Annotated in this window: 23 protein-coding genes; 21 read left to right on the top strand and 2 right to left on the bottom strand. The window is 69.8% G+C overall.

The window, feature by feature from the left end:
• Window positions 1-83 precede the first annotated feature (83 nt).
• From rlmN to JJ685_RS00955, 18 genes are all read left to right on the top strand, one after another.
• Window positions 84-1,229: a 23S rRNA (adenine(2503)-C(2))-methyltransferase RlmN gene (gene rlmN / locus JJ685_RS01040; RefSeq protein ID WP_201672319.1), complete on the top strand. Its 1,146-nt coding sequence runs from the start codon at window positions 84-86 to the stop codon at window positions 1,227-1,229.
• Between the two features lie 3 nt (window positions 1,230-1,232).
• A complete protein-coding gene (gene pilW / locus JJ685_RS01035; protein WP_201672318.1) occupies window positions 1,233-2,069 on the top strand; it encodes a type IV pilus biogenesis/stability protein PilW in 837 nt (278 codons plus the stop codon).
• Entirely contained in the window at window positions 2,062-3,006 is a 945-nt protein-coding gene (locus tag JJ685_RS01030; protein ID WP_201672317.1) for a helix-turn-helix domain-containing protein, read from the top strand. The genes pilW and JJ685_RS01030 overlap by 8 nt, the downstream gene beginning before the upstream one ends.
• Entirely contained in the window at window positions 3,006-4,277 is a 1,272-nt protein-coding gene (gene ispG / locus JJ685_RS01025) for a flavodoxin-dependent (E)-4-hydroxy-3-methylbut-2-enyl-diphosphate synthase (RefSeq protein ID WP_201672316.1), read from the top strand. Before JJ685_RS01030 ends, ispG begins: the two co-directional genes overlap by 1 nt.
• A 5-nt stretch (window positions 4,278-4,282) precedes the next feature.
• Window positions 4,283-5,626: a histidine--tRNA ligase gene (hisS, locus tag JJ685_RS01020; RefSeq protein ID WP_201672315.1), complete on the top strand. Its 1,344-nt coding sequence runs from the start codon at window positions 4,283-4,285 to the stop codon at window positions 5,624-5,626.
• Window positions 5,627-5,698: 72 nt separating this feature from the next.
• Window positions 5,699-6,376: a YfgM family protein gene (locus JJ685_RS01015; protein WP_201672314.1), complete on the top strand. Its 678-nt coding sequence runs from the start codon at window positions 5,699-5,701 to the stop codon at window positions 6,374-6,376.
• Entirely contained in the window at window positions 6,373-7,524 is a 1,152-nt protein-coding gene (gene bamB, locus JJ685_RS01010; RefSeq protein WP_201672313.1) for an outer membrane protein assembly factor BamB, read from the top strand. The genes JJ685_RS01015 and bamB overlap by 4 nt, the downstream gene beginning before the upstream one ends.
• A gap of 8 nt (window positions 7,525-7,532) precedes the next feature.
• Complete coding sequence (der, locus tag JJ685_RS01005; protein WP_201672312.1) at window positions 7,533-8,873, top strand: ribosome biogenesis GTPase Der; 1,341 nt, start codon at window positions 7,533-7,535, stop codon at window positions 8,871-8,873.
• A 131-nt stretch (window positions 8,874-9,004) separates the two neighbouring features.
• Window positions 9,005-9,253: an RNA chaperone Hfq gene (hfq, locus tag JJ685_RS01000; RefSeq protein WP_201672311.1), complete on the top strand. Its 249-nt coding sequence runs from the start codon at window positions 9,005-9,007 to the stop codon at window positions 9,251-9,253.
• Window positions 9,254-9,314: 61 nt separating this feature from the next.
• Window positions 9,315-10,490: a GTPase HflX gene (gene hflX / locus JJ685_RS00995; protein WP_236598644.1), complete on the top strand. Its 1,176-nt coding sequence runs from the start codon at window positions 9,315-9,317 to the stop codon at window positions 10,488-10,490.
• A gap of 53 nt (window positions 10,491-10,543) precedes the next feature.
• Entirely contained in the window at window positions 10,544-11,902 is a 1,359-nt protein-coding gene (gene hflK, locus JJ685_RS00990; protein WP_201672310.1) for an FtsH protease activity modulator HflK, read from the top strand.
• Between the two features lie 88 nt (window positions 11,903-11,990).
• Entirely contained in the window at window positions 11,991-12,911 is a 921-nt protein-coding gene (gene hflC / locus JJ685_RS00985) for a protease modulator HflC (protein ID WP_201672309.1), read from the top strand.
• A gap of 5 nt (window positions 12,912-12,916) precedes the next feature.
• Window positions 12,917-13,105, top strand: coding sequence for a DUF2065 domain-containing protein (locus JJ685_RS00980; protein ID WP_201672308.1), 189 nt, complete (start codon window positions 12,917-12,919; stop codon window positions 13,103-13,105).
• Between the two features lie 119 nt (window positions 13,106-13,224).
• On the top strand, window positions 13,225-14,388 hold the full coding sequence (locus JJ685_RS00975) for an ATP phosphoribosyltransferase regulatory subunit (RefSeq protein WP_201672307.1): 1,164 nt from the start codon (window positions 13,225-13,227) through the stop codon (window positions 14,386-14,388).
• Window positions 14,389-14,427: 39 nt separating this feature from the next.
• Window positions 14,428-15,759: an adenylosuccinate synthase gene (locus tag JJ685_RS00970; RefSeq protein ID WP_201672306.1), complete on the top strand. Its 1,332-nt coding sequence runs from the start codon at window positions 14,428-14,430 to the stop codon at window positions 15,757-15,759.
• A gap of 13 nt (window positions 15,760-15,772) precedes the next feature.
• Entirely contained in the window at window positions 15,773-16,297 is a 525-nt protein-coding gene (locus JJ685_RS00965; RefSeq protein ID WP_201672305.1) for a phosphoribosyltransferase, read from the top strand.
• Between the two features lie 170 nt (window positions 16,298-16,467).
• On the top strand, window positions 16,468-17,682 hold the full coding sequence (locus JJ685_RS00960; protein WP_201672304.1) for a PLP-dependent transferase: 1,215 nt from the start codon (window positions 16,468-16,470) through the stop codon (window positions 17,680-17,682).
• 42 nt (window positions 17,683-17,724) lie between these two features.
• Window positions 17,725-18,519: a DUF2189 domain-containing protein gene (locus tag JJ685_RS00955; protein ID WP_201672303.1), complete on the top strand. Its 795-nt coding sequence runs from the start codon at window positions 17,725-17,727 to the stop codon at window positions 18,517-18,519.
• Window positions 18,520-18,668: 149 nt separating this feature from the next.
• On the opposite strand, the gene mnmH is transcribed toward JJ685_RS00955, so the two are convergent.
• Window positions 18,669-19,721 carry a tRNA 2-selenouridine(34) synthase MnmH gene (mnmH, locus tag JJ685_RS00950; RefSeq protein ID WP_201672302.1) on the bottom strand — a complete coding sequence of 351 codons (1,053 nt, stop codon included), beginning with the start codon at window positions 19,719-19,721 and terminating at the stop codon, window positions 18,669-18,671.
• Window positions 19,718-20,356, bottom strand: coding sequence for an arylesterase (locus JJ685_RS00945; protein WP_201672301.1), 639 nt, complete (start codon window positions 20,354-20,356; stop codon window positions 19,718-19,720). The genes mnmH and JJ685_RS00945 overlap by 4 nt, the downstream gene beginning before the upstream one ends.
• Between JJ685_RS00945 and JJ685_RS00940 the strand changes: the two genes are divergently transcribed.
• From JJ685_RS00940 to JJ685_RS00930, 3 genes are read left to right on the top strand one after another with little or no spacing between them, the layout of a single operon-like run.
• The gene (locus tag JJ685_RS00940; protein ID WP_201672300.1) at window positions 20,355-21,026 is read left to right on the top strand and encodes an ABC transporter ATP-binding protein; all 672 of its coding nucleotides are present in this window, start codon (window positions 20,355-20,357) and stop codon (window positions 21,024-21,026) included. The genes JJ685_RS00945 and JJ685_RS00940 overlap by 2 nt on opposite strands.
• Before the next feature lie 47 nt (window positions 21,027-21,073).
• Window positions 21,074-21,907: a TauD/TfdA dioxygenase family protein gene (locus JJ685_RS00935; protein WP_201672299.1), complete on the top strand. Its 834-nt coding sequence runs from the start codon at window positions 21,074-21,076 to the stop codon at window positions 21,905-21,907.
• Between the two features lie 26 nt (window positions 21,908-21,933).
• Entirely contained in the window at window positions 21,934-22,908 is a 975-nt protein-coding gene (locus tag JJ685_RS00930) for a Bug family tripartite tricarboxylate transporter substrate binding protein (protein WP_201672298.1), read from the top strand.
• Window positions 22,909-22,959: the final 51 nt, after the last annotated feature.

Here is a 22,959-nt window from a genome sequence, read left to right as displayed (position 1 = left end):
GTGCCCCGCCGCTCCACCGCGTTGCGCTGCCCCCCGAGGGGGCGAGGCGCGCCTGGGGCGGCCCGGCGCTGCGCCTGCACGCGATGACGGCCAACCTGCTCGATTTCGACCTCGAGGGTCTGGCCACGTTCTGCGCGGAACTCGGCGAGAAGAAGTTCCGCGCGACCCAGCTTTTCCGCTGGATCCACCAGAAGGGCGCCAGCGACTTCGGCCAGATGACCGACCTGGCGAAGTCGCTGCGCGAGAAGCTGGAAGGCAACGCCTGCATCCAGGGCCTTCCGGTCCTCTCGCAGCACGAATCCTCCGACGGCACGATCAAGTGGCTGTTCGACGTCGGCGACGGCAACGCCGTCGAGTCCGTGTTCATCCCCGAGGACGACCGCGGCACCCTGTGCGTGTCCTCGCAGGCGGGCTGCGCGGTGGGCTGCCGCTTCTGCTCCACCGGCCACCAGGGCTTCTCGCGCAACCTCTCCAGCGGCGAGATCGTGGCGCAGCTCTGGTTCGCCGAGCACTTCCTGCGCAAGCACCTGAACACCGGCGGCGAACGCGTCATCTCCAACGTGGTGATGATGGGCATGGGCGAGCCGCTCCAGAACTACCAGGCGCTGATCCCCGCGCTGCGCATCATGCTGGACGACCACGGCTACGGCCTGTCGCGTCGCCGCGTGACCGTGTCCACCTCCGGGGTGGTGCCCATGATCGATCGCCTCGGGGAAGACGCCCCGGTGGCGCTCGCGGTGTCGCTGCACGCGCCGAACGACGAACTGCGCGACAAGCTGGTGCCGCTGAACAGGAAGTACCCGGTGGGCGACCTGCTGGACGCGTGCAACCGCTACCTGGAACACGCGCCGCGCGACTTCATCACCTTCGAATACTGCATGCTCGATGGCGTCAACGACCTGCCGGAGCATGCGCGCGACCTCGCGCACCTCGTGCAGCACCACGCGGGCCGCGGCGTGTCGTGCAAGCTGAACCTGATTCCCTTCAATCCCTTCCCGGCCTCCGGACTGGTGCGATCCCCGCAACATCGGGTGCAGGCATTCGCGAAAATCCTGAGTGATGCTGGTATCGTGACGACGGTGCGGAAGACGCGCGGCGACGACATCGACGCCGCCTGCGGCCAGCTGGCCGGCGACGTGAAGGACCGCACCCGGGTGGACCGGCGCATCGCGCAGCAGCGGATGATCGTCCTGAAGCCGGTGCCCGCGGAAAGCACGAAGGAGGGGTAGGGAATGAGGATGGCGATGGTGGGGCGGAGCCGCTCCACGGCGCACTGGCTCGCGGCCGCGGGCCTGGCATCGTTGCTGGCTTCGACGCTGCTCGCGGGCTGCGCCACGCAGGCGTCGCAGCAGCAGGCTTCCACCATCGACATGGTGACGCCTTCCGACGAACCCGAGAACCGCAAGCGCGCCCGCATCCGGCTCGAACTGGCCACCGGCTACTTCCAGGAAGGCAAGACCGAGGTCGCGCTCGATGAGCTGAAGCAGGTCATCGCGGCCGATCCCACCCTGGGCGACGCCTACAACCTGCGCGGCCTGGTCTACATGCGCCTCGGCGACAACCGCGAGGCCGAAGAGAGCTTCCGCCGCGCGATCGCGATCAATCCGCGCGACGCCAACGCGCACCACAACTACGGCTGGCTGCAGTGCCAGCTCGGTCGTTACCCGGAGTCGTACCGCTCCTTCGACCAGGCGATGGCCAACCCGCTGTATCCCGACAAGGCCAAATCGCTGATGACGCTGGGCCTGTGCCAGGCGCGCGGGGGCCTGCGCCCGGAGGCGGAACGCAGCCTGACCCGCGCCTACGAGCTCGATGCCGGCAATCCCATCGTCGGCTACAACCTGGCGCGCCTGCTGTACCAGCGGGGCGACTACGAGCGGGCGCAGTTCTACATCCGCCGCCTGAACAACAGCGAGCTGGCCAACGCCGAGACGCTGTGGCTCGGGATCAAGGTGGAAAACCGCATGAACGACGCCGAGGCGATGGCCCAGCTGAGCGACCAGCTGCGCAAGCGCTACCCGCAGTCGCGCGAGCGCCAGTCCCTGGACCGGAAGGCTTTCGATGAGTGAGAACCAGGCGCCCGTCACCGACGACGGCGTGAGCGCCGGCACGCTGCTGCGGCAGGCCCGCGAGGCCGCCGGGCTGCACGTCGCGACGCTCGCGGCCAACCTCAAGGTGCCCGTGCGCAAGCTCGAGGCGCTGGAGGAGGACCAGTACGAGGAGTTGCCGGATGCGGTGTTCGTGCGCGCGCTCGCGTCCAGCGTCTGCCGCACGCTCAAGATCGATCCGATGCCGGTGCTGCAACGGCTGCCGCAGAACCCGCAGCCGCGGCTGGCGGAGCGGGCCTACGCGGTCAACGAACCCTTCCACTCGCCCAAGGACGGGCCGCTGCCCGGCCTGCTGGCGCAGGTCTCGCGCCCGGTGGTGCTGACGGTCGTCGCGCTCCTGCTCGGCGCGCTCGTGCTGATCTTCCTGCCGCTCGCGCAGCGCAGCTACGACAGCGTGGCGCCTGGCGGCTCCGAGCCGGCCCCGGCCCCCGCTGCGGCCGAACCGCGACCGGAGCAAGGCACCTCCGCGCCGGCGATCGGCGCCGCCCCCGGCCTGCCGGCCACGCCCGCGTCGGCCGCCGGCCCCGTGCCCACGCCCGCCGCCGTGACGCAGGCGCCCGAGGTCGCCGGCATGCAGTTGCGCACCAGTCCGGGCACGGCCGCCGTGCCCGCCGCTGCCGCCCCGGCGCCCGCCGTCGGCGCTTCCGGCCCGGTCCAGACCACGGGCATCGTCGTCTTCCGCGCCCGCGCCCAGTCCTGGGTCCAGGTGAAGGACGCGAGCGGCACCACCGTCATGCAGCGCCTGCTGGAACCCGGCGAGTCCGCCGGCGTGGACGGCCCGCTGCCGCTGTCGGTGGTCGTCGGCAGCGCCCAGAGCACCGAGGTGCAGGTGCGCGGCAAGCCGTTCGACATCGCGCGCCTGTCGCGCGACAACGTCGCCCGATTCGAAGTGAAGTGATGAAGCCAGACTGCCTCCCGATCGAACCCGCCGCCCCCCGGGCGCGCCGCTCCGCCCAGGCCCGCGTCGTGTGGGGCGCGCGCGTGGTCACGGTCGGGGGCGACGCGCCGGTGCGCGTGCAGTCGATGACCAACACCGACACCCAGGACGCGATCGCCACGGCGATCCAGGTGAAGGAGCTCGCCGTCGCGGGATCGGAGCTGGTGCGCATCACGGTCAACACGCCGGAAGCCGCGCAGCAGGTGCCCTACATCCGCGAGCAGCTCGATCGCATGGGCATCGACGTGCCGCTGGTGGGCGACTTCCACTACAACGGCCACCGCTTGCTGACGGAATTCCCGGGCTGCGCGCAGGCGCTGTCCAAGTACCGCATCAACCCCGGCAACGTCGGCAAGGGCGACAAGAAGGACCGCCAGTTCGCGCAGATGATCGAGGCGGCGCTGCGGTGGGACAAGCCGGTGCGCATCGGCGTCAACTGGGGCAGCCTCGACCAGGAGCTGCTCGCGCAGCTGATGGACGAGAACGCCCGCCGCGACCCGCCCTGGGACGCGAAGCAGGTGATGTACGAGGCGCTGATCACCTCCGCCCTCCAGTCGGCGCGCCTGGCCGAGGAGCTCGGCATGCGGCACGAGCAGGTCCTGCTGTCCTGCAAGGTCAGCGGCGTGCAGGACCTGATCTCGGTCTACCGCGAGCTGGCCCGCCGCTGCGACTACCCGCTGCACCTGGGCCTGACCGAGGCCGGCATGGCCACCAAGGGCACGGTGGCCTCCGCCGTGGCGATGGGCATCCTCCTGCAGGAAGGCATCGGCGACACGATCCGCGTCTCGCTCACGCCGCAGCCCGGCGAAGCGCGCACGCAGGAAGTCGTGATCGCCTCCGAGATCCTGCAGGCCCTGGGCCTGCGCAGCTTCGTGCCGAGCGTCACCGCCTGCCCCGGCTGCGGCCGCACCACCAGCACCACCTTCCAGGAACTCGCCAAGCAGATCGACGACTTCCTGCGCGCGCAGATGCCGGTGTGGCGCGCGAAGTACCCGGGCGTCGAGAAGATGAAGGTGGCCGTGATGGGCTGCATCGTCAACGGCCCCGGCGAGAGCAAGCATGCCGACATCGGCATCAGCCTGCCCGGCACCGGCGAGGCGCCCGCCGCGCCCGTCTTCATCGACGGCCAGAAGGCGATGACCCTGCGCGGCGACAACATCGCGAACGAGTTCCACCAGATCGTCGAGAACTACATCGAGAAGCGCTTCGGCCGCGTGGCCGAGAGCGCCTGAGCGACATGACCACCGAAAACAATGCCGCCGCGAAGAAGGCGGAGAAACTCGTTGCCGTCAAGGGCATGAACGACATCCTGCCGCCCTCCGTGCCGCGCACGGAACGGCTGCCGGACTCCGCCCTGTGGCAGTGGTTCGAATCCTGCGTGCGCACGGCCATGGCGCGCTACGGCTACCAGTACCTGCTGACGCCGATCGTCGAGCCGACCGCGCTGTTCGTGCGCGGCCTCGGCGAAGTCACCGACATCGTGGAGAAGGAGATGTACTCCTTCGTCGATTCCATGAACGGCGACCGCCTGACCCTGCGTCCCGAGGCCACCGCCGGCATCGTGCGCGCGATGAACGAGCACAACGCCCTGTACAACGGCCCGCTGCGGCTGTGGACCATCGGGCCGATGTTCCGCCACGAGCGGCCGCAGAAGGGCCGCTACCGCCAGTTCTTCCAGCTCGATGTCGAGGCGCTGGGCTTCGCCGGCCCCGACGTGGACGCCGAGATGATCCTCATGGCCCGCGCCCTGTGGCGCGAGCTGGGCCTGGTCGAGGGCCGCGACGTGCGGCTGGAGTTGAACAGCCTGGGCCAGCCGGAGGAGCGGCGGGCCCACCGCGAGGCGCTGGTGGCGTACTTCCAGCAGCACGCCGACGCCCTGGACGAGGATTCGAAGCGGCGCCTGCACACCAACCCGCTGCGCATCCTGGACAGCAAGGTGCCCTCCATGCAGGCCCTGATCGAAGGGGCGCCGCGGCTGATCGACCACCTCGGCGAGGCTTCGCGCGCCCACTTCGACGCCGTGCGCGCGGCGCTGGACGCGGTGGGCCTGGAATACCGCGTCAACCCGCGCCTGGTGCGGGGCATGGACTACTACAACCTCACCGTGTTCGAGTGGGTGACCGACCAGCTCGGCTCGCAGGGCACGGTCTGCGGCGGCGGCCGCTACGACGGGCTGATCGAGCAGCTGGGGGGCAAGCCCGCGCCCGCGGTGGGCTTCGGCCTCGGCATCGAGCGCCTGCTGCTGCTCCTGCAGGAGCTGAAGGTCGCCGTGCCCAGCGCGGCGCCCGATGCCTATGCGGTCGTGCCGGCGGGCACCCCGCTGCCCCCGGTGATCGTCGCCCTGGAGGCGCTGCGCACCGCCGGCGTGCGCGTGCAGCAGCACGCGGGCGGGGCGGACGGCCCCGGCAGCATGAAGTCGCAGTTCAAGAAGGCCGACGCGAGCGGCGCCCGCTTCGCCCTGGTCTTCGGGGGCGACGAACTGGCGCAGGGACAGGTCACCGTGAAGGACCTGCGGGCCGGCTCCCAGGAACTGCGGCCGCTCGCCGACCCGGCGGCCTGGGCCGGCACGCTGCGCGCCTGAGCCCCCGCCCGGGCGGCTCACCTACAATCCCACCCCAACCGGGCGCACAAGAAGCCCTCCGAAGGGCATGACATGGCTAGACACTTAGACCTCGAAGAACAGGAACAGCTTGACGAACTCAAGCACTTCTGGAACCAGTACGGCAACCTGATCACCTGGATCCTCATCGTCATCTTCGGCTCCGTCGCCGCCTGGAATGGCTGGCAGTACTGGCAGCGGCGGCAGGCGGTGCAGGCCTCCTTCCTCTACGACGAGGTGGAACGCGCCGCGGTGGGCGGCGACGCCGCCCGCGTGGAGCAGGCCTTCAAGGACATCAAGGACAAGTTCGGCCGCACCACCTACGCGCAGCAGGCGGGCCTGCTGGCCGGGCGCGTGCTCGCCGAGACCGGCAAGGCCGATGCGGCCAAGTCCGCGCTCCAGTGGGTGGCCAGCGACGCCAGCGACGAGGGGCTGCAAGCGGTGGCGAAGCTGCGCCTGGCCGGCCTGCTGGTGCAGGCCAAGGACTTCGACGGCGCCCTGAAGCAGCTCACCTCCGGCGTGCCGCGCGAGTTCGAGCCGCTGGCGGCCGACCGCCGCGGCGACATCTACAACCTGCAGGGCAACAAGGACCAGGCCAAGCTGGAATACATGAAGGCCTGGCAGGGCTTCCCCGCCGATTCGCAGTACCGCCCGCTGGTGGAGGTGAAGCTCACCGCCCTCGGCGTGGACGTGCAGACGCTCAAGCCCGCCGGGGAGCCCGCCAAGTCATGACGGGACCGCGCCTCACCCGCGCCGTGCTGGCCGCCGGGGCGGTCGCGCTGCTGGCCGGCTGCTCCTTCCTGAATTCGCTGCCCTTCGTGGGAGGGGCGGAAAAGCCGAAGCCGGCCGACCTGCAGCCCAACCCCAACCTGATCGGCGTGCAGCAGTCCTGGACCGCCAGGGTCGGCGCGGTCGATTTCCCGCTGGTGGTGGCCGTCAACGGCAATGTCGCCGCCGTCGCCTCCAGCGACGGCACGGTAGCCGGCTTCGACGCCACCAGCGGCCGCGAGCAATGGCGCGGCAGCGCCGGCGCCCCGCTGGCCGCCGGCGTGGGCTTCGATGGCGGCACGGCCGCCGTGGTGACGCGCAACAACGAACTGGTCGCCTTCTCCAGCGGCAAGGAAGTCTGGCGCCAGAAGCTCAACGCCCTGTCGTACACCGCGCCCCTGGTGGCCGGCGCGCGGGTGTTCGTGCTGGGGGGCGACCGCTCCGTGTCCGCCTTCGACGGCGGCACCGGCCGCCGCCTGTGGACGCAGCAGCGCCAGGGCGAGCCGCTGGTGCTGCGCCAGGCCGGCGTGATCCTGGCCGTGGGCGACACCCTCGTGGTGGGGCAGGGCGGCCGGCTGGCGGGCCTGAACCCGCTGAACGGCAGCGTGCGCTGGGAAGTGCCGATCGCCACCGCGCGCGGCATCAACGACGTCGAGCGCCTGGTCGACCTGGTCGGCCGGGTGAGCCGCGTGGGCGACTCGGTCTGCGCGCGGGCCTTCCAGGCCGCCGTGGGCTGCGCCGACGCGGCCCGCGGCACCGTGGCCTGGACGCAGCGCGCCAACGGCTCCGAGGGCCTCAGCGGCGATGCCGCCAACGTGTTCGGCACCGAGAGCGACAGCAAGATCGTCTCCTGGCGCCGCAGCGACGGCCAGCGGGCCTGGGTCAACGACAAGCTCCAGTGGCGCGGCGTCGGCACGCCGCTCGCCCTGGGCCGCTCCGTGGTGGTCGGCGACGAGTTCGGCTTCGTCCACCTGCTGTCGCGAGAGGACGGCTCGCTGCTCAATCGCCTGCCCACCGACGGCACCGCCATCGCGGCCGCACCGGTCGCCGCGGGGAACACGCTGGTGGTCGTGACGCACGGCGGCAACGTCTACGGGTTCGTCCCGCAGTAAGGATAGACATGAAGCCGGTGATGGCCCTGGTGGGCCGCCCCAACGTCGGGAAATCGACGCTCTTCAACCGGCTGACCAAGTCGCGCGACGCCATCGTCGCCGACTTCGCGGGCCTCACGCGCGACCGCCACTACGGCAACGCGAAGCAGGGCCGCTACGAGTTCATCGTCATCGACACCGGCGGCTTCGAGCCGACCGCGGAGCAGGGCATCTACAAGGAGATGGCCAAGCAGACGCAGCAGGCGGTGGCCGAGGCCGACATCGTGGTGTTCGTGGTCGATGCGCGGGGCGGCCTGTCCGCCCAGGACCACGACATCGCCAACTACCTGCGCAAGCTGGGCAAGCCCACCGTGCTGGCGGCCAACAAGGCCGAAGGCATGCAGGAGGGCGCGCAGCTGGCCGAGTTCTACGAACTGGGGCTGGGCGAGGTCCACCCTGTGTCCGCCGCCCACGGGCAGGGCATCCGCAGCCTGGTGGACGTGGCCTTCGAGCCGCTGAACCTGCCCGAGGAGGCGGAAGACGCCGATGCCGCCCAGCAGAGCGGCATCCTCAAGCTGGCCGTGGCCGGCCGCCCCAACGTCGGCAAGTCGACCCTGATCAACGCCTGGCTGGGCGAGGAGCGGCTGGTCGCCTTCGACCTGCCCGGCACCACCCGGGACGCCATCTCGGTGCCCTTCGAGCGCGGCGGCCAGAAGTTCGAGCTGATCGACACGGCCGGCCTGCGCCGCAAGGGCAAGGTGTTCGAGGCGATCGAGAAGTTCTCGGTGGTCAAGACGTTGCAGGCGATCGAGTCGGCGAATGTCGTCCTGCTGCTGCTGGACGCCACCCAGGGCGTGACCGACCAGGACGCCCACATCGCCGGCTTCATCCTGGAAAGCGGCCGCGCCGTGGTGCTGGCCATCAACAAGTGGGACGCGGTGGACGACTACCAGCGCGAGCTGGTGCGCCGCCAGGTGGAGCAGCGCCTGCCCTTCCTGAAGTTCGCCGACCTGCACTTCATCTCGGCGGCCAAGCGCCAGGGCCTGGGGCCGGTCTGGACGTCCATCGGGCAGGCCTACAAGTCGGCCATGATGAAGATGACGACCCCCGTGCTCACCCGGCTGGTGCACGAGGCGGTGCAGTTCCAGTCGCCCAAGCGCTCCGGCATGTTCCGGCCCAAGCTGCGCTACGCCCACCAGGGCGGCATGAACCCGCCCGTGATCGTGGTCCACGGCAACTCGCTGGAGCACGTCACCGACGCCTACAAGCGCTTCCTGGAAGGGCGCTTCCGCAAGGAGTTCGGACTGGTGGGGACCCCCCTGCGCATCGAGATGCGCACCTCGAAGAATCCCTACGCCGACAAGGAATAAGGCCGGCCGGCCGACCGTCGGACCTGAAATTCGCATCAACGGCTGCAACTGGGCCGTCAGGGATTGAGCGCCCGGCACCGTTGCTGTGGTAATGTGCAATCTCCAACAACACCGGAAACACGGAGAATATCGTGAGCAACAAAGGGCAGCTACTACAAGACCCCTTCCTGAACACCCTGCGTCGAGAGCATGTCCCGGTGTCGATTTACCTCGTCAACGGCATCAAGCTGCAGGGCCAGATCGAATCCTTCGACCAGTACGTGGTGCTGCTTCGCAACACCGTGACGCAGATGGTCTACAAGCACGCGATCTCCACCATCGTCCCGGGCCGGGCCGTGAACTTCTCACCCGCGGAAACGGGTGAAGGCAACGCCAGCTGAGACTGACGCGCAAGCCGGCCCGCCTGGGCGGGCCCGCACTCCGTTTGACCTGGTTGCCGGATTGACCGCATCCTCCGAACGCCCGGCCGCCGCCACCATCCTGGTGGGGGTGGATCTGGGCCTTCCCCACTTCGACGCCGAACTCGAGGAACTGGGCCAGCTCGCCCAGACCGCGGGCATGGAGCCGGTCGCCCGCGTGGCCTGCAAGCGCAGGGCCCCGGACGCCGCGCTGTTCGTCGGCCGCGGCAAGGCGGACGAGATCAAGCAGCTGGCCGAGGAGACGGGCGCCAGCGAGATCCTGTTCGACCAGGCCCTGAGCCCGGCGCAGCAGCGCAACCTCGAGCGGCACATGGGCCTGCCGGTCAACGACCGCACCCTGCTGATCCTGGAGATCTTCGCCCAGCGCGCCCGCAGCCACGAAGGCAAGCTGCAGGTGGAACTGGCCCGCCTGCAGTACCTGAGCACCCGCCTGGTGCGGCGCTGGTCGCACCTGGAGCGCCAGACTGGCGGTGCCGGCGTGCGCGGCGGCCCGGGCGAAAAGCAGATCGAACTGGACCGGCGCATGATCGACGACTCGATCAAGCGCACGCGGGAACGCCTGGTCAAGGTGAAGAAGCAGCGCGCCACCCAGCGGCGCCAGCGCGAGCGGCGCGAGACCTTCAACATCTCGATCGTGGGCTACACCAACGCCGGCAAATCGACGCTGTTCAACGCGCTGGTGAAGGCCCGCGCCTATGCGGCCGACCAGCTGTTCGCCACCCTGGACACCACCACCCGCCAGCTGTTCCTGCAGGACGCATCGACGGGCAACGGCATGGCGGGGCGCTCGGTGTCGCTGTCGGACACGGTCGGCTTCATCCGCGACCTGCCGCACGGCCTGATCGACGCCTTCCAGGCCACGCTCCAGGAGGCGGCGGACGCCGACCTGCTGCTGCACGTGGTCGACGCGGCCAACCCGCACCACCACGAGCAGATCACGGAAGTGCAGCGGGTGCTGCACGAGATCGGCGCCGCGGAGGTGCCGCAGCTGCTGGTGTTCAACAAGATCGATGCGCTCGAAGCCAGCCAGCGGCCGCGCCAGCAGGTGGACCGCTTCGAGGTGGAAGGCGTGCAGCATCCACGCGTGTTCGTCAGCAGCCGCACGGGCGAGGGCCTGGCGGACCTGCGCGCGGAACTCACCCGTATCGTGTCCGTCGCCTCCCAGCGGGCGGACGCCGAGCCGGCGGGCTCATCCTGACCTCAACCGCTTTTGGGCACAATGCGGCTGCCGATAACGAGAGATTCGAACGAATGAAGCTTCTTTCCCGCAGCCTCTTCCCTTCCGGGCTGGTAGGCCGCATCCGGGGCATGTTCAACCTGAACGATCCACGCTGGGGCCGCGGCGAAGACAAGAACAACGACCGTGACCGCGGCGATCGCGATCGCGACCGCGGGGACGGCAAGGGGCCGAACCAGGGGCCGCCCGACCTCGACGAACTGTGGCGCGACTTCAACCGCAAGCTCGGGGGCCTGTTCGGCAGCCGGCGCGGGGGCAGCGGCGGCAACTTCGGCAGCGGCGGCAACGGCAACTTCCAGCCGGACATGAAGAGCGCCGGGGTGGGCGCCGGCCTGATCGCGATCGTGGTGGTGGTCATCTGGATGGGCACCGGCATCTTCATCGTGCAGGAAGGCCAGCAGGCGGTCATCACGCGCTTCGGGCGCTACAGCGCCACCGTGGGCGCCGGCTTCAACTGGCGGCTGCCGTACCCGATCGAGCGCCACGAGGTCGTCTACGTGACGCAGATCCGCTCGGTCGACGTCGGCCGCGACAACGTGATCCGCGCCACCGGCCTCAAGGAATCGGCGATGCTGACCGAGGACGAGAACATCGTCGAGATCAAGTTCGCCGTGCAGTACCGCCTGAACGACGCCCGCGCCTGGCTGTTCAACAGCAAGAACCCGCAGGAGGCCGTGGTGCAGGCGGCCGAGACGGCGGTGCGCGAGGTGGTCGGCAAGATGCGCATGGACACGGCGCTGGCCGACGAGCGCGACCAGATCGGACCGCGCGTGCGCACGCTGATGCAGCAGATCCTGGACCGCTACCAGATCGGCGCCGAAGTCGTCGGCATCAACCTGCAGCAGGGCGGCGTGCGTCCGCCCGAGCAGGTGCAGGCCGCCTTCGACGACGTGCTGCGCGCCGCCCAGGAGCGCGAGCGCTCCAAGAACGAGGCGCAGGCCTATGCCAACGACGTGATCCCGCGCGCCACCGGCGCCGCCTCGCGGCTGGCGCAGGAGTCCGAGGGCTACAAGGCCCGCATCGTGGCGCAGGCCCAGGGCGATGCGCAGCGTTTCAAGCTGCTGCTGGTCGAATACCAGCGCGCCCCGCAGGTCACGCGGGACCGCCTGTACCTGGAGTCCATGCAGCAGATCTATAGCAACGTCACCAAGGTGATGGTGGAGTCGCGCCAAGGCAGCAACATGCTGTTCCTGCCGATGGACAAGATCCTGCAGCAGGTGGCCGCCGGCGGCGCTGCGGCGCCGCAGCCGCCGCACGACCCCACGACGCAGCAGCCCTCGCCGGCCTCGGCCCCGCCTTCGTCCTCGTCCTCGTCGTCCACCGACGCCCGCGCGCGCGACAACGCCCGCGGCCGCGAGCGGGAGTCTCGTTGAATATGTACCCCCACGCTCGTCACTACGTGTACTCGCTGCCCCCCGAGGGGGCGTCCGGCCTCCTTGAGGCGGCTCGGCGGAGGCCGGAATGAATCGCATCGGTTTCATCGTTTCCTCCCTGCTGGTGCTGCTGGCCCTGCTCAGCTCCATGCTGTTCGTGGTGGACCAGCGCCAGTTCGGCGTGGTCTATGCCTTCGGCCAGGTCAAGGACGTGATCAGCGAGCCCGGCCTGAAGTTCAAGCTGCCGCCGCCGCTGCAGAGCGTGAGCTACATCGACAAGCGCCTGCTGACGCTGGACAGCGTGGACACCGAGCCCATGCTGACGGCCGAGAAGCAGCGCGTGGTGATCGACTGGTATGTGCGCTGGCGCATCACGGACCCGCTGCAGTACATCCGCAACGTGGGCCTGGACGAAGCCGCAGGCAACAACCAGCTCAATCGGGTGGTGCGCAATGCCTTCCAGGAGGAAGTCAACCGCTTCACCGTGCGCGAACTGCTGTCGTCCAAGCGCGAGCAGCTGATGGCCGACGTCAAGCGCGAGGTGCAGGAGGTCGTCAAGGGCGCCAAGCCCTGGGGCGTGGACGTGATCGACGTGCGCATCACGCGCGCCGACTACGTCGAGGCGATCACCGAATCGGTCTACCGCCGCATGGAAGCGGAGCGCAAGCGCGTGGCCAACGAGCTGCGCTCGACGGGCGCCGCCGAGGGCGAGAAGATCCGCGCCGATGCCGACCGGCAGCGCGAGGTGACTGTGGCCAATGCCTACCGCGATGCCCAGAAGATCAAGGGCGAGGGCGACGCGCAGGCGGCGGCGGTCTACGGCGAAGCCTTCGGCCGCGACCCGCAGTTCGCGCAGTTCTACCGCAGCCTGGAGGCCTACAAGTCGAGCTTCAACAAGAAGAGCGACGTGCTGGTGATCGATCCGTCCGGCACCGAGTTCTTCCGCGCCTTCCGCGGTGGCGGCTCCGGCGCGGCCGCCACGAGCGCCCCGGCGGCCCCGCGCCGGTAAGCCCGTTGGACGGCGAGATCTTCTGGGCCGCGCTGGCCCTGATGCTGGTGCTGGAAGGGCTGTTCCCCTTCCTGTCGCCGGGCGGCTGGCGCCAGACCTTCCTGCGGCTGATGCAGCTGAGGGACGGCCAACTGCGCTTCTTCGGCCTCACCAGCATCCTGATCGGCCTGGTCCTGCTCTGGATCGTTCTGTGAGTCACCCGAAAAATCGCTGAAGCGATTTTTCGGATGTTCTGATCAGTGCCCCCGTGGGGGGGAAGTCGGCCGCAGCGCGACGCCCCGGTAGAATCACGTTTTTAACAGCCCCCCATCCCATGTCCGCCTGGGTCCTGCCGGATCACATCGCCGATGTGTTGCCTTCCGAGGCCCGGCACATCGAAGAACTCCGTCGCGAGCTGCTCGACACCGCCCGTGGCTACGGCTACGAGCTGGTGATGCCGCCCATGCTGGAGCACCTGGAGTCGCTGCTGACCGGCACCGGCGAGGCGCTCGACCTGCAGACCTTCAAGCTGGTCGACCAGCTGTCCGGCCGCATGCTGGGCCTGCGCGCCGACACCACGCCCCAGGTCGCCCGCATCGACGCCCACCTCCTGAACCGCCAGGGCGTGACGCGCCTGTGCTACTGCGGGCCGGTGCTGCACACGCGCCCCGACCGTCCGCACGCCACCCGGGAGCCCTTGCAATTCGGCGCCGAGATCTACGGCCACGCCGGCCTGGAAGCCGACCTCGAGGCGCTGCTGCTGGCCCTCGACTGCCTGAAGGCCACCCGCGTCGAACCGCTCACGGTGGACATGGCCGATGCGCGCATCGTGCGCTCGCTGCTCGCGGGCGTGGGCGTCGCGGGCGAGCGCATGGCGCGCGTGCATGCGGCGCTGGCCACCAAGGACGCGCCGGAGCTGGCGGCCCTGACCGCGGAATTCCCGAGCGCGGCCCGCGAGGGCTTGCTGGCACTGGTCAATCTGTACGGCGACGCGAAGGTGCTGGACGAGGCGGCGCGCGTGCTGCCGGATTCGGCCCTCCTGCAGCAGGCGCTGCAGCACCTGCGCTGGATCTCCGGCCACGTCGGGGGCGCGCGCCTGCGCTTCGACCTCGCCGACCTGCGCGGCTACGCCTACTACAGCGGCATGCGCTTCGGCATCTACACGCCGGGCGCCAGCGACGCGCTGGTGCGCGGCGGCCGCTACGACGAAGTCGGCGCCGTGTTCGGCCGCAACCGCCCCGCCGTCGGCTTTAGCCTCGACGTTCGCGAGCTGGTGGGCGTGGCCGCGAAGCGGCCGCTGAAGGCCGCGATCCGCGCGCCGTGGCTGGACGCCGGCCCGGACGCCGTCGAACTGCGCGGCGCGATCGCGCAGCTGCGCGGCCAGGGCGAGACCGTCGTCTGCGTACTGCCCGGCCACGAAAGCGAAGTGGACGAGTTCCACTGCGACCGCGAACTGGCGCGCGACGCCGCCGGCCGCTGGGCCGTGCGCGGCTGCTGATCCCCTCAACCGAATCTTTTTTCCCGCGAGAGTCAAGTGATGACGAAGACGAAGGGCCGCAATGTGGTCGTGGTCGGCACCCAGTGGGGCGACGAAGGCAAGGGCAAGCTGGTCGACTGGCTGACCGAGATGGCCCAGGGCGTGGTGCGCTTCCAGGGCGGCCACAACGCGGGCCACACGCTGGTGATCAACGGCGTGAAGACGGCGCTGCACCTGATCCCGAGCGGCATCATGCGCCCGGGCGTGAAGTGCTACATCGGCAACGGCGTGGTGCTGTCGGTCGCCAAGCTGCTGGAGGAGATCGAGGGGCTGGAGAAGGCGGGCGTGGAGGTGCGCTCGCGCCTGCGCATCAGCGAGGCCTGCCCCCTGATCCTGCCGTTCCACGCGGCGCTGGACCTGGCGCGCGAAGCGAAGCGCGAGCAGGGCGGCACCGAGAAGATCGGCACCACCGGCCGCGGCATCGGCCCGGCCTACGAGGACAAGATCGCCCGCCGCGCCCTGCGCGTGCAGGACCTGAAGCACCCCGAGCGCTTCGCGGCCCGGTTGAAGGAGCTGCTGGAACTGCACAACTTCGTGCTGACGCAGTACCTGGGCGCGCAGCCGCTGGACTACCAGCAGGTGCTCGACGAGTCGCTGCGCCAGGCCGAGATCCTGCGCCCCATGATGGCCGACGTCTCGCGCGAGCTGAACGAGGCCCATCTGCACGGGGACAACCTGCTGTTCGAAGGCGCGCAGGGCACGCTGCTGGACGTGGACCACGGCACCTACCCCTACGTGACCTCCAGCAACTGCGTGGCGGGCAATGCGGCGGCCGGCGCCGGCGTGGGCCCGGGCATGCTGCACTACATCCTGGGCATCACCAAGGCCTACTGCACCCGCGTGGGCGGCGGCCCGTTCCCGACCGAGCTCGATTGGCAGACGCCCGGCACCGTGGGCTACCACCTGTCCACCGTGGGCGCGGAGAAGGGCGTGACCACCGGCCGGTCGCGCCGCTGCGGCTGGTTCGACGCCGCGCTGCTGAAGCGCAGCGCGCAGGTCAACGGCCTGAGCGGCCTGTGCATCACCAAGCTGGACGTGCTCGACGGCCTGGAGGAACTGAAGCTGTGCACCGGCTACGAGCTCGATGGCCAGCACATCGACATCCTGCCGCTGGGCGCCGACGAGATCGCCCGCTGCAAGCCGGTGTACGAGACGATGCCGGGCTGGAGCGAGTCGACGGTGGGCGTGACCCAGTTCGACCGGCTGCCGGTCAATGCGCGGCTGTACCTGCAGCGCATCGAGCAGGTCACGGGGGTGCCGGTCGACATCATCTCCACCAGTCCCGATCGCGACCACACGATCATGATGCGCCACCCCTACCTCGCGGATTGAAGGAAGCACAACGATGTTGACGGAAGACGGCAAGCACCTGTACGTGAGCTACGACGAGTACCACAACCTCTGCGAGAAGCTCGCGCTGAAGGTGTACCAGTCGGGCTGGAAGTTCGACACCATCCTGTGCCTGGCCCGCGGCGGCATGCGCCCGGGGGACATCCTCTCGCGCATCTTCGACGTGCCGCTGGCGATCATGTCCACCAGTTCGTACCGGGCCGAGGCCGGCACGGTGCAGGGGCACCTGGACATCGCGCACTACATCACCACGCCCAAGGGCGAGATCGCCGGCCGCGTGCTGCTGGTGGACGACCTCGCGGACTCGGGCCTCACCCTGCACCGGGTGGTGGACATGCTGCGCGGCAACTACAAGGCGATCACGGAACTGCGCAGCGCGGTGATCTGGACCAAGGGCATCTCCAAGTTCACCCCGGACTACTCGGTGGAATACCTCCCCACCAACCCGTGGATCCACCAGCCGTTCGAGACCTACGACGCGCTGCGGCCGGAGAAGCTGCTGGAGAAGTGGAAGGTTTGAGACTGTCCTGAAGGCCTGAAAACCAGACAGCCGAACGTAGAGGGCGCAAAGGTTACGCAGAGGACGCAGAAGAAATCCCTTGAAAGGGATGTTTTCTGCGTCCTCTGCGCACTCTCTGCGCCCTCTGCGTTCGGCTGTTCGGTTTCCCCCGCCAAGGTACGATGGCCGGCATGAGCAAGCCGGTCACCGACCTCATCCACCATCCCTACCAGCCGCCTGCCGGCTTCAGCGCGCCGCAGCCGGGCGTGTTCAAGGCCTCCACGGTCCTCTTCGCGGATACGGCGGCCCTGCGGGCCCGCGACTGGCGGCACAAGAACGGCTACACCTACGGGCTGCACGGCACGCCCACCACCTTCCTGCTGGAGGAGCGCATCGCCGCCCTCGAGGGCGGCCGGCACTGTGTGCTGGTTCCCAGCGGCCTCGCCTCCATCGCCAACGTCGGCATGGCGTTGCTCAAGTCGGGCGACGAGGTCCTGCTGCCGGACAACGTCTACGGCCCCAGCCGCGCGCTGGCCGAGGGCGAGTTCCGGGGCTGGGGCATCGTCCACCAGCTCTATGACCCGATGAAGCCCGCCGACCTGGAGAAGCGCATCGGGCCGCACACCCGGCTGGTCTGGCTGGAGGCGCCGGGCTCGGTCACGATGGAATTCCCCGACCTGTCGGAGCTGGTACGTATCTGCCGGCGCAAGGGCGTGCCCTGCGCGCTGGACAACACCTGGGGCGCCGGCCTGGCCTTCAGCGCCTTCGACCTCGCGCCGGGCAGCGGCGAGAAGCTGGCCGTCGACATCTCCGTCCACGCGCTGACCAAGTACCCCAGCGGCGGCGGCGACGTCCTCATGGGCAGCATCGTCACCCGCGACGAGCAGCTGCACCACCGGCTGAAGCTCACGCACATGCGCGTGGGCTGGGGCGTCGGCGCCAACGACGTCGAGTCGGTGCTGCGCTCGCTGCCCAGCCTGCCGCTGCGCTATCGCGCCCACGACGAGGCCGCGCGGCGGCTGGCCCGCTGGTGCGCCGGGCGCGAGGAGATCGTGCAGGTGCTGCATCCCGCGCTGGAGGGCGCGCCGGGCCACGCCCACTGGCGCGCCCTGTGCGGGCCCGAAGGCCTCGCGGCCGGCCTGTTCTCGGTCGTCTTCCACGAGCGCTTCGCGACGGCGCAGGTCGATGCTTTCTGCGACGCTCTGAAGCTGTTCCGCCTCGGCTATTCCTGGGGCGGGCCGGTGAGCCTTGTCGTGCCCTACGACATCCCGCCGATGCGCAGCGCGCAGCTGGGAACCTGGGCGCACAAGGGGATCCTGGTGCGCTTCTCGGTGGGCCTGGAAGCCCCCGAGGACCTGCAGGCGGACCTGGAACAGGCCCTGCAGGCGCTGCGCCGCCCCGGGTAAGTCCCGGCTGGGCCCGGCGGGGCCCGCAGCTACGCTGTGGCGATGGAGAACCGCGCCGCGCCCGCCGTCGAGTCCGCCGCCAAGGCCCACCCGGCCTTGCCGCGGGTGCGGTCCGTCGGCGTGGCCGCGCCACTGCACTGGCTGGCCCGGGGCGCCCGCGACCTGGCCGCATTTCCCGGCGTGGCCGCCTTCTACGGCATCTGCTTCTGCGCGATGGCCGGGATCATCGGCTACATCTTCCGCCACAGCCCCGAGTACACGATGACCTTCGTGTCCGGCTGCCTGCTGGTGGGGCCGTTCCTGGCGATGGGCCTGTACGACGTGAGCCGGCGGCGCGAGCAGGGCCTGCCCGTGGCCCTGGGCGAAACGCTCACCTGCTGGGAGGGCCACCTGGGCAGCATGGGCCTGCTGGTGCTGGTGCTGACGGTGCTGGAGCTGCTGTGGGGCCGCGCCTCGCTGGTGGTGTTCGCGGTGTTCTTCAACACGGGCATGCCGTCCACGGCGGGCGTGCTGGAAGCGGTGTTCAACCCGCGCAACTGGGAGTTCCTGGCGGTCTACACCGTGGTGGGCGGCGTGTTCGCGGGCCTGGTGTTCTGCACCACGGCGGTCGCCATCCCCATGATCCTGGACCGCGACACCGATGCGATCACGGCGGGGCTCACCAGCTTCAGGGTGGTGCTGGAGAACCCGGTCGCGATGGTGTTCTGGGGCGCGCTGGTGGTGGCGCTGACGCTCCTGGCGCTGTGGCCGTGGACCCTGGGGATCCTGGTGGTGGGGCCGTGGCTGGGGCATGCGACCTGGCATGCCTACCGGGATTCGGTCGGCTGGGATGCGTAAGGCTGCTTGAACAGCGAAAACCAGACAGCCGAACGCAGAGGACGCAAAGGTTCGCAGAGAACGCAGAAAACATCCTTGAAAGGATTTCTTCTGCGTTCTCTGCGTATTCTCTGCGCCCTCTGCGTTCGGCTGTCTGGTTTCCGGAGCCCTCAGCCCACCAGCTCCCGCGCCAGTACCGCCATCGCCTCCGCGCTGCGGTCCCTCGGCGCGATCGCCTTCGCCTCGCCGAACTGCCTGAAATTCCGCTGCGTCGAGCTCGCATACCCCGGGTCGTAGTGCTTCACCAGCAGTTCGCGCACGACCGTCTCGAGGTCGCCCGAACGCACCTGCTCCTGCCATGCCTTCACCTGCTCGCGCCCGCGCAGCTGCGCCAGCGCCTCCAGCCGCTCGCAGAACAGGTCGCGGTCGTGGCTGAAGAAGGCGTAGTCCTCCAGCAGCAGTTGCACGCGCTCGTCGTCCGGCAGGTCGAGCCGCAGGCAGGGACTGGCGCGCATGGCCTCGATCAGGGCTTCGGGCACGGCCAGGTTGCCGACCTTGCGGCTCTCGCTTTCCACGTACACGGGCCGCGCCGGGTCGAAGCCGCGCAGCTTCTCCCACACCAGCGTGTCGAAGCGCTTCTGCGAAGGCTGCGGCTGCCCCGGGATCAGCCCCAGAACGGAGCTGCGGTGGCTGGCCAGGCCCTCCAGGTCCAGCACCTGGGCGCCGGCGGCTTCCAGGGCCTGCAGCAGGCGCGTCTTGCCCGAGCCGGTGGGGCCGCACACGACGCGGTAGGAGAGCCGGCCCGCCAGCGCCGGCAGGTCGGCCAGCAGCGCGCCGCGGAAGGCCTTGTAGCCGCCCTCGACCAGGTGCACCTGGAAGCCGATCTGCCCCAGCACCAGCGACAGCGCGCCGCTGCGCTGGCCGCCGCGCCAGCAGTACACCAGCGGCTTCCAGTCCTTGGGCTTGTCCATCACCTCGCGCTCGATGTGGCGGGCGATGTTGGCCGCCACCAGGGCGGCGCCGCGCTTGCGCGCCTCGAAGGGGCTGACCTGCTTGTACATGGTGCCGACTTCGTGGCGCTGCGCGTTGTCCAGCGAGGGCCAGTTGATCGCCTCGGGCAGGTGGTCCTCGGCGTACTCCGCCTCGCTGCGCGCGTCGATGACGGCATCGAATTCGGCCAGCCGCGCCATCGCGTCCGCCGCGGCAATGGGGCGCACGCTCATTTCAGGATCTTCCTCAGTTCGGGCCAGACGTTCTCGAGCATGCGCGGCTGTGCCTCTTCCTTCGGGTGGATGCGGTCGGCCTGGAACAGCTTCAGGGGATCCGGGCCGTCGGCGATGCCTTCCAGCAGGAAGGGCACCAGCGCCGCCTGGTGCTGCTTCGCCACCTTCACGTACAGGTCCGCGAAGCGTTTCGCGTAGTCGCTGCCGTAGTTCGGCGGCACCTGCATGCCCACCAGCAGCACGCGGGCGCCCGCCTTGCGGGCCGCGTCCGTCATTTGCGACAGGTTCTCGTCGGTCATCGCCAGCGGCAGGCCGCGCAGGGCGTCGTTGCCCCCCAGTTCGAGGATCACGTGCGTGGGCCGGTGCTGCTGCAGCAGCGCGGGCAGGCGCGAACGCCCGCCGGAGGTGGTGTCGCCGCTGATGCTGGCGTTGACCACCCGCGCCGCGATCTTCTCCTTCGCGAGCCGCAGCTCCAGCAGGGCGACCCAGCCGCTGCCCCGCTTCAGGCCATACTCGGCGCTCAGGGAGTCGCCCACCACCAGGAGCACCGGCGTGCCCGCCGCGAGAGCCCCGCCGGCGGCGGCGGCCAGCCCCGCGGCGATAAAGTCACGCCGCCGCCACATCCAGGAACGCATGTCCGAACCCATCATCTCCGTTGAACACGTTTACAAGTCCGTCACCGATTCGACGGGCACACTGGAGATTCTCCGCGATATCGATTTCTCCCTTGCGCCGCGCGAGACCGCGGCCGTGGTCGGCGCCTCCGGCTCGGGCAAGAGCACGCTGCTGTCCATCGTGGCGGGACTCGACACGCCCACCCGCGGCACCGTGCGCATGGCCGGCCAGGACCTGTTCGCCCTCGACGAGGACGACCGCGCCGACCTGCGCGCGCGCCAGGTGGGCTTCGTGTTCCAGAGCTTCCAGCTCATGGGCAACCTGACGGCGCTGGAGAACGTGATGCTGCCGCTGGAACTGGCCGGCCGCCGCGACGCCCGCAAGGCCGCCACCGAGATGCTGGGACGGGTGGGCCTGGGCGAGCGGCTGGGCCACTATCCGCGCGTGCTCTCCGGCGGCGAGCAGCAGCGGGTGGCGCTGGCGCGCGCCTTCGTCGTGCGCCCCGCGGTGCTGCTGGCGGACGAGCCCACCGGCAGCCTCGACTTCGCCACCGGCGAGACCGTGATGGACCTCATGTTCGAGCTGAACCGGGAGCAGGGCACGACGCTCGTGCTGGTGACGCACGACCGCGCCATCGCGGCGCGCTGCGAGCGCCGCATCACGATCGAGGCGGGGCGCATCGCGGCCTGAGGGATTCCCACATGGCAGCGCGGCCGGCGGACCGGTAGCATGCCACCATGCCGCAGTTTGCAGTCAAGCGCATCGCCGGCGCCCTCGGCGCCGAGCTCCAGGGCGTGGACCTGGCCCGGGACCTCACGGACGACCTCGCCTCCCGCATCCGCCAGGCCCTGCTGGAACACCAGGTCATCTTCTTCCGCAACCAGGAGCTCGCGCCGGCGCAGTTCCTGCGCTTTGCGCAGGCCATGGGCCAGCCGGTCGAATATCCCTTCGTCAAGGGCATCGAGGGCCACCCCGTCATCATCGAAGTGAAGAAGCTCGAGCACGAGCGCAGCAACTTCGGCGGGATCTGGCATTCCGACACCACCTACCTCGAGCAGCCGCCCATGGGCTCCATGCTGCTCGCGCGCGAGTTGCCACCCTTCGGCGGGGACACGCTGTTCGCCAGCCAGTACGCGGCCTACGAGGCGCTCTCGGAAGGCCTGCGCAGGCTGCTCGATCCGCTGCGCGCCATCAGCAGTTCGGCCAAGGCCGACGTGTCGAAGACGCGCGAGGACCGCATCGCTTCCGACGGCCGTGCCGAGGCGAAGAAGGACTACCTGGCCTCGCATCCCGTGGTGCGCACGCACCCAGAGACCGGCCGCAAGGCGCTGTTCGTCAACGTGGCGCACACGGTGCGCTTCGACGGCATGACGGAGGAGGAGAGCGCGCCGCTGCTGCAGTTCCTGTTCCAGCACCAGGTCCGGCCGGAGTTCACCTGCCGCTTCGCGTGGCAGCCCGGTTCGCTGGCGTTCTGGGACAACCGCTGCGTGCAGCACAACCCGGTCAACGACTACCACGGCCATCGCCGCCTGATGCACCGCATCACGCTGGCGGGCGACACGCCGCGCTGAGCGGCCCATCCCCCGGAGACTTCCGCATGTTCCCGCGTCTCAAGCGATTCGCCGCCCTGGTGCTGCTCGCCGCCTGTGCGGCCGGCCCGGCCGCCGCCCAGTCCTTCCCGACGAAACCGGTCCGCCTCGTGGTGCCGCAGACGCCCGGCGGCGCCTCCGACGCGCTGGCCCGCATCGTCGGCCAGAAGCTGTCGGAGCGCTGGGGCCAGCCGGTGGTGGTGGAGAACAAGGCCGGCGCCGGCGGCAACGTCGGCACGGATTACGTCGCCAAGTCGCATGCCGATGGCTACACGCTCCTCATGAGCTACGTCGGCACCCAGGCCATCAACGGCAGCCTGTACCGCTCGCTGCCCTACGACCCCTACAAGGACTTCGTGACGATCGCGACGGTGGCCACGGTGCCCTTCGCGCTGGTCGTGAACCAGAACTTCCCGCCCAAGACGGTGGCGGAGCTGGTCGCCTATGCGAAGGCGCATCCGGGGCAGGTGAACTTCGGCTCCGCCGGCAACGGTTCGCTCAACCAGCTGCTGGGCGAGATGGTGAACATGAACCAGGGCATCAAGCTGGTCCACGTGCCCTACAAGGGCGCCGCGGGCGCGCTCACCGACACCATCGCCGGCCAGATCCAGATGACCTTCAGCAGCCTGCCTTCGGTGGCCGGCCACATCCGCTCCGACAAGCTGCGGGCGCTGGCGGTCACCGGCTCGCGCCGCTCGCCCGCCCTCCCGAACGTGCCGACGCTCGGCGAGTCCGGGCTCGCCGGCTTCGAGCTGAGCCCCTGGTTCGGCCTGCTGGCGCCCGCCGGCACGCCCGAGGCTGTGGTGAAGAAGATCAACGCCGACGTGGCCGATGTCTTGCGCGACAAGGACCTGCTGGAGAAGTTCGCGGCCAACGGGGCGGATCCGTACGCCACCTCGCCGGAACAGTTCGCGCGGGTCCTTCTGGACGACATTCAGCGCTGGTCGCAGGTGGTGAAGACGTCCGGCGCCAAGCTGGACTAGGGAGCTCCGGCGCCAAGCTGGACTGGGAGGACGTGCGAGACGGGATAATCC

Origin of the sequence: Ramlibacter monticola (assembly GCF_016722785.1) — a bacterium.
Taxonomy (GTDB): domain Bacteria; phylum Pseudomonadota; class Gammaproteobacteria; order Burkholderiales; family Burkholderiaceae_C; genus Ramlibacter; species Ramlibacter monticola.
Note: the sequence above shows the minus strand (reverse complement) of the source record. Positions and strands in the feature narration are given on the sequence as shown.

Bases quoted from the DNA above. Each gene is read 5' to 3' on its own strand.
- JJ685_RS00930 (WP_201672298.1), top strand. From the start codon at position 21,934: ATGTTCCCGCGTCTCAAGCGATTCGCCGCCCTGGTGCTGCTCGCCGCC.
- bamB (WP_201672313.1), top strand. From the start codon at position 6,373: ATGACGGGACCGCGCCTCACCCGCGCCGTGCTGGCCGCCGGGGCGGTC.
- ispG (WP_201672316.1), top strand. From the start codon at position 3,006: ATGAAGCCAGACTGCCTCCCGATCGAACCCGCCGCCCCCCGGGCGCGC.
- JJ685_RS00940 (WP_201672300.1), top strand. From the start codon at position 20,355: ATGTCCGAACCCATCATCTCCGTTGAACACGTTTACAAGTCCGTCACC.
- pilW (WP_201672318.1), top strand. From the start codon at position 1,233: ATGAGGATGGCGATGGTGGGGCGGAGCCGCTCCACGGCGCACTGGCTC.
- JJ685_RS00965 (WP_201672305.1), top strand. From the start codon at position 15,773: ATGTTGACGGAAGACGGCAAGCACCTGTACGTGAGCTACGACGAGTAC.
- JJ685_RS00935 (WP_201672299.1), top strand. From the start codon at position 21,074: ATGCCGCAGTTTGCAGTCAAGCGCATCGCCGGCGCCCTCGGCGCCGAG.
- hflC (WP_201672309.1), top strand. From the start codon at position 11,991: ATGAATCGCATCGGTTTCATCGTTTCCTCCCTGCTGGTGCTGCTGGCC.
- hisS (WP_201672315.1), top strand. From the start codon at position 4,283: ATGACCACCGAAAACAATGCCGCCGCGAAGAAGGCGGAGAAACTCGTT.
- JJ685_RS00970 (WP_201672306.1), top strand. From the start codon at position 14,428: ATGACGAAGACGAAGGGCCGCAATGTGGTCGTGGTCGGCACCCAGTGG.
- JJ685_RS00975 (WP_201672307.1), top strand. From the start codon at position 13,225: ATGTCCGCCTGGGTCCTGCCGGATCACATCGCCGATGTGTTGCCTTCC.
- der (WP_201672312.1), top strand. From the start codon at position 7,533: ATGAAGCCGGTGATGGCCCTGGTGGGCCGCCCCAACGTCGGGAAATCG.
- hflK (WP_201672310.1), top strand. From the start codon at position 10,544: ATGAAGCTTCTTTCCCGCAGCCTCTTCCCTTCCGGGCTGGTAGGCCGC.
- JJ685_RS01015 (WP_201672314.1), top strand. From the start codon at position 5,699: ATGGCTAGACACTTAGACCTCGAAGAACAGGAACAGCTTGACGAACTC.
- JJ685_RS00955 (WP_201672303.1), top strand. From the start codon at position 17,725: ATGGAGAACCGCGCCGCGCCCGCCGTCGAGTCCGCCGCCAAGGCCCAC.
- mnmH (WP_201672302.1), bottom strand. From the start codon at position 19,721: ATGAGCGTGCGCCCCATTGCCGCGGCGGACGCGATGGCGCGGCTGGCC.
- JJ685_RS00960 (WP_201672304.1), top strand. From the start codon at position 16,468: ATGAGCAAGCCGGTCACCGACCTCATCCACCATCCCTACCAGCCGCCT.
- rlmN (WP_201672319.1), top strand. From the start codon at position 84: ATGACGGCCAACCTGCTCGATTTCGACCTCGAGGGTCTGGCCACGTTC.
- JJ685_RS01030 (WP_201672317.1), top strand. From the start codon at position 2,062: ATGAGTGAGAACCAGGCGCCCGTCACCGACGACGGCGTGAGCGCCGGC.
- JJ685_RS00945 (WP_201672301.1), bottom strand. From the start codon at position 20,356: ATGCGTTCCTGGATGTGGCGGCGGCGTGACTTTATCGCCGCGGGGCTG.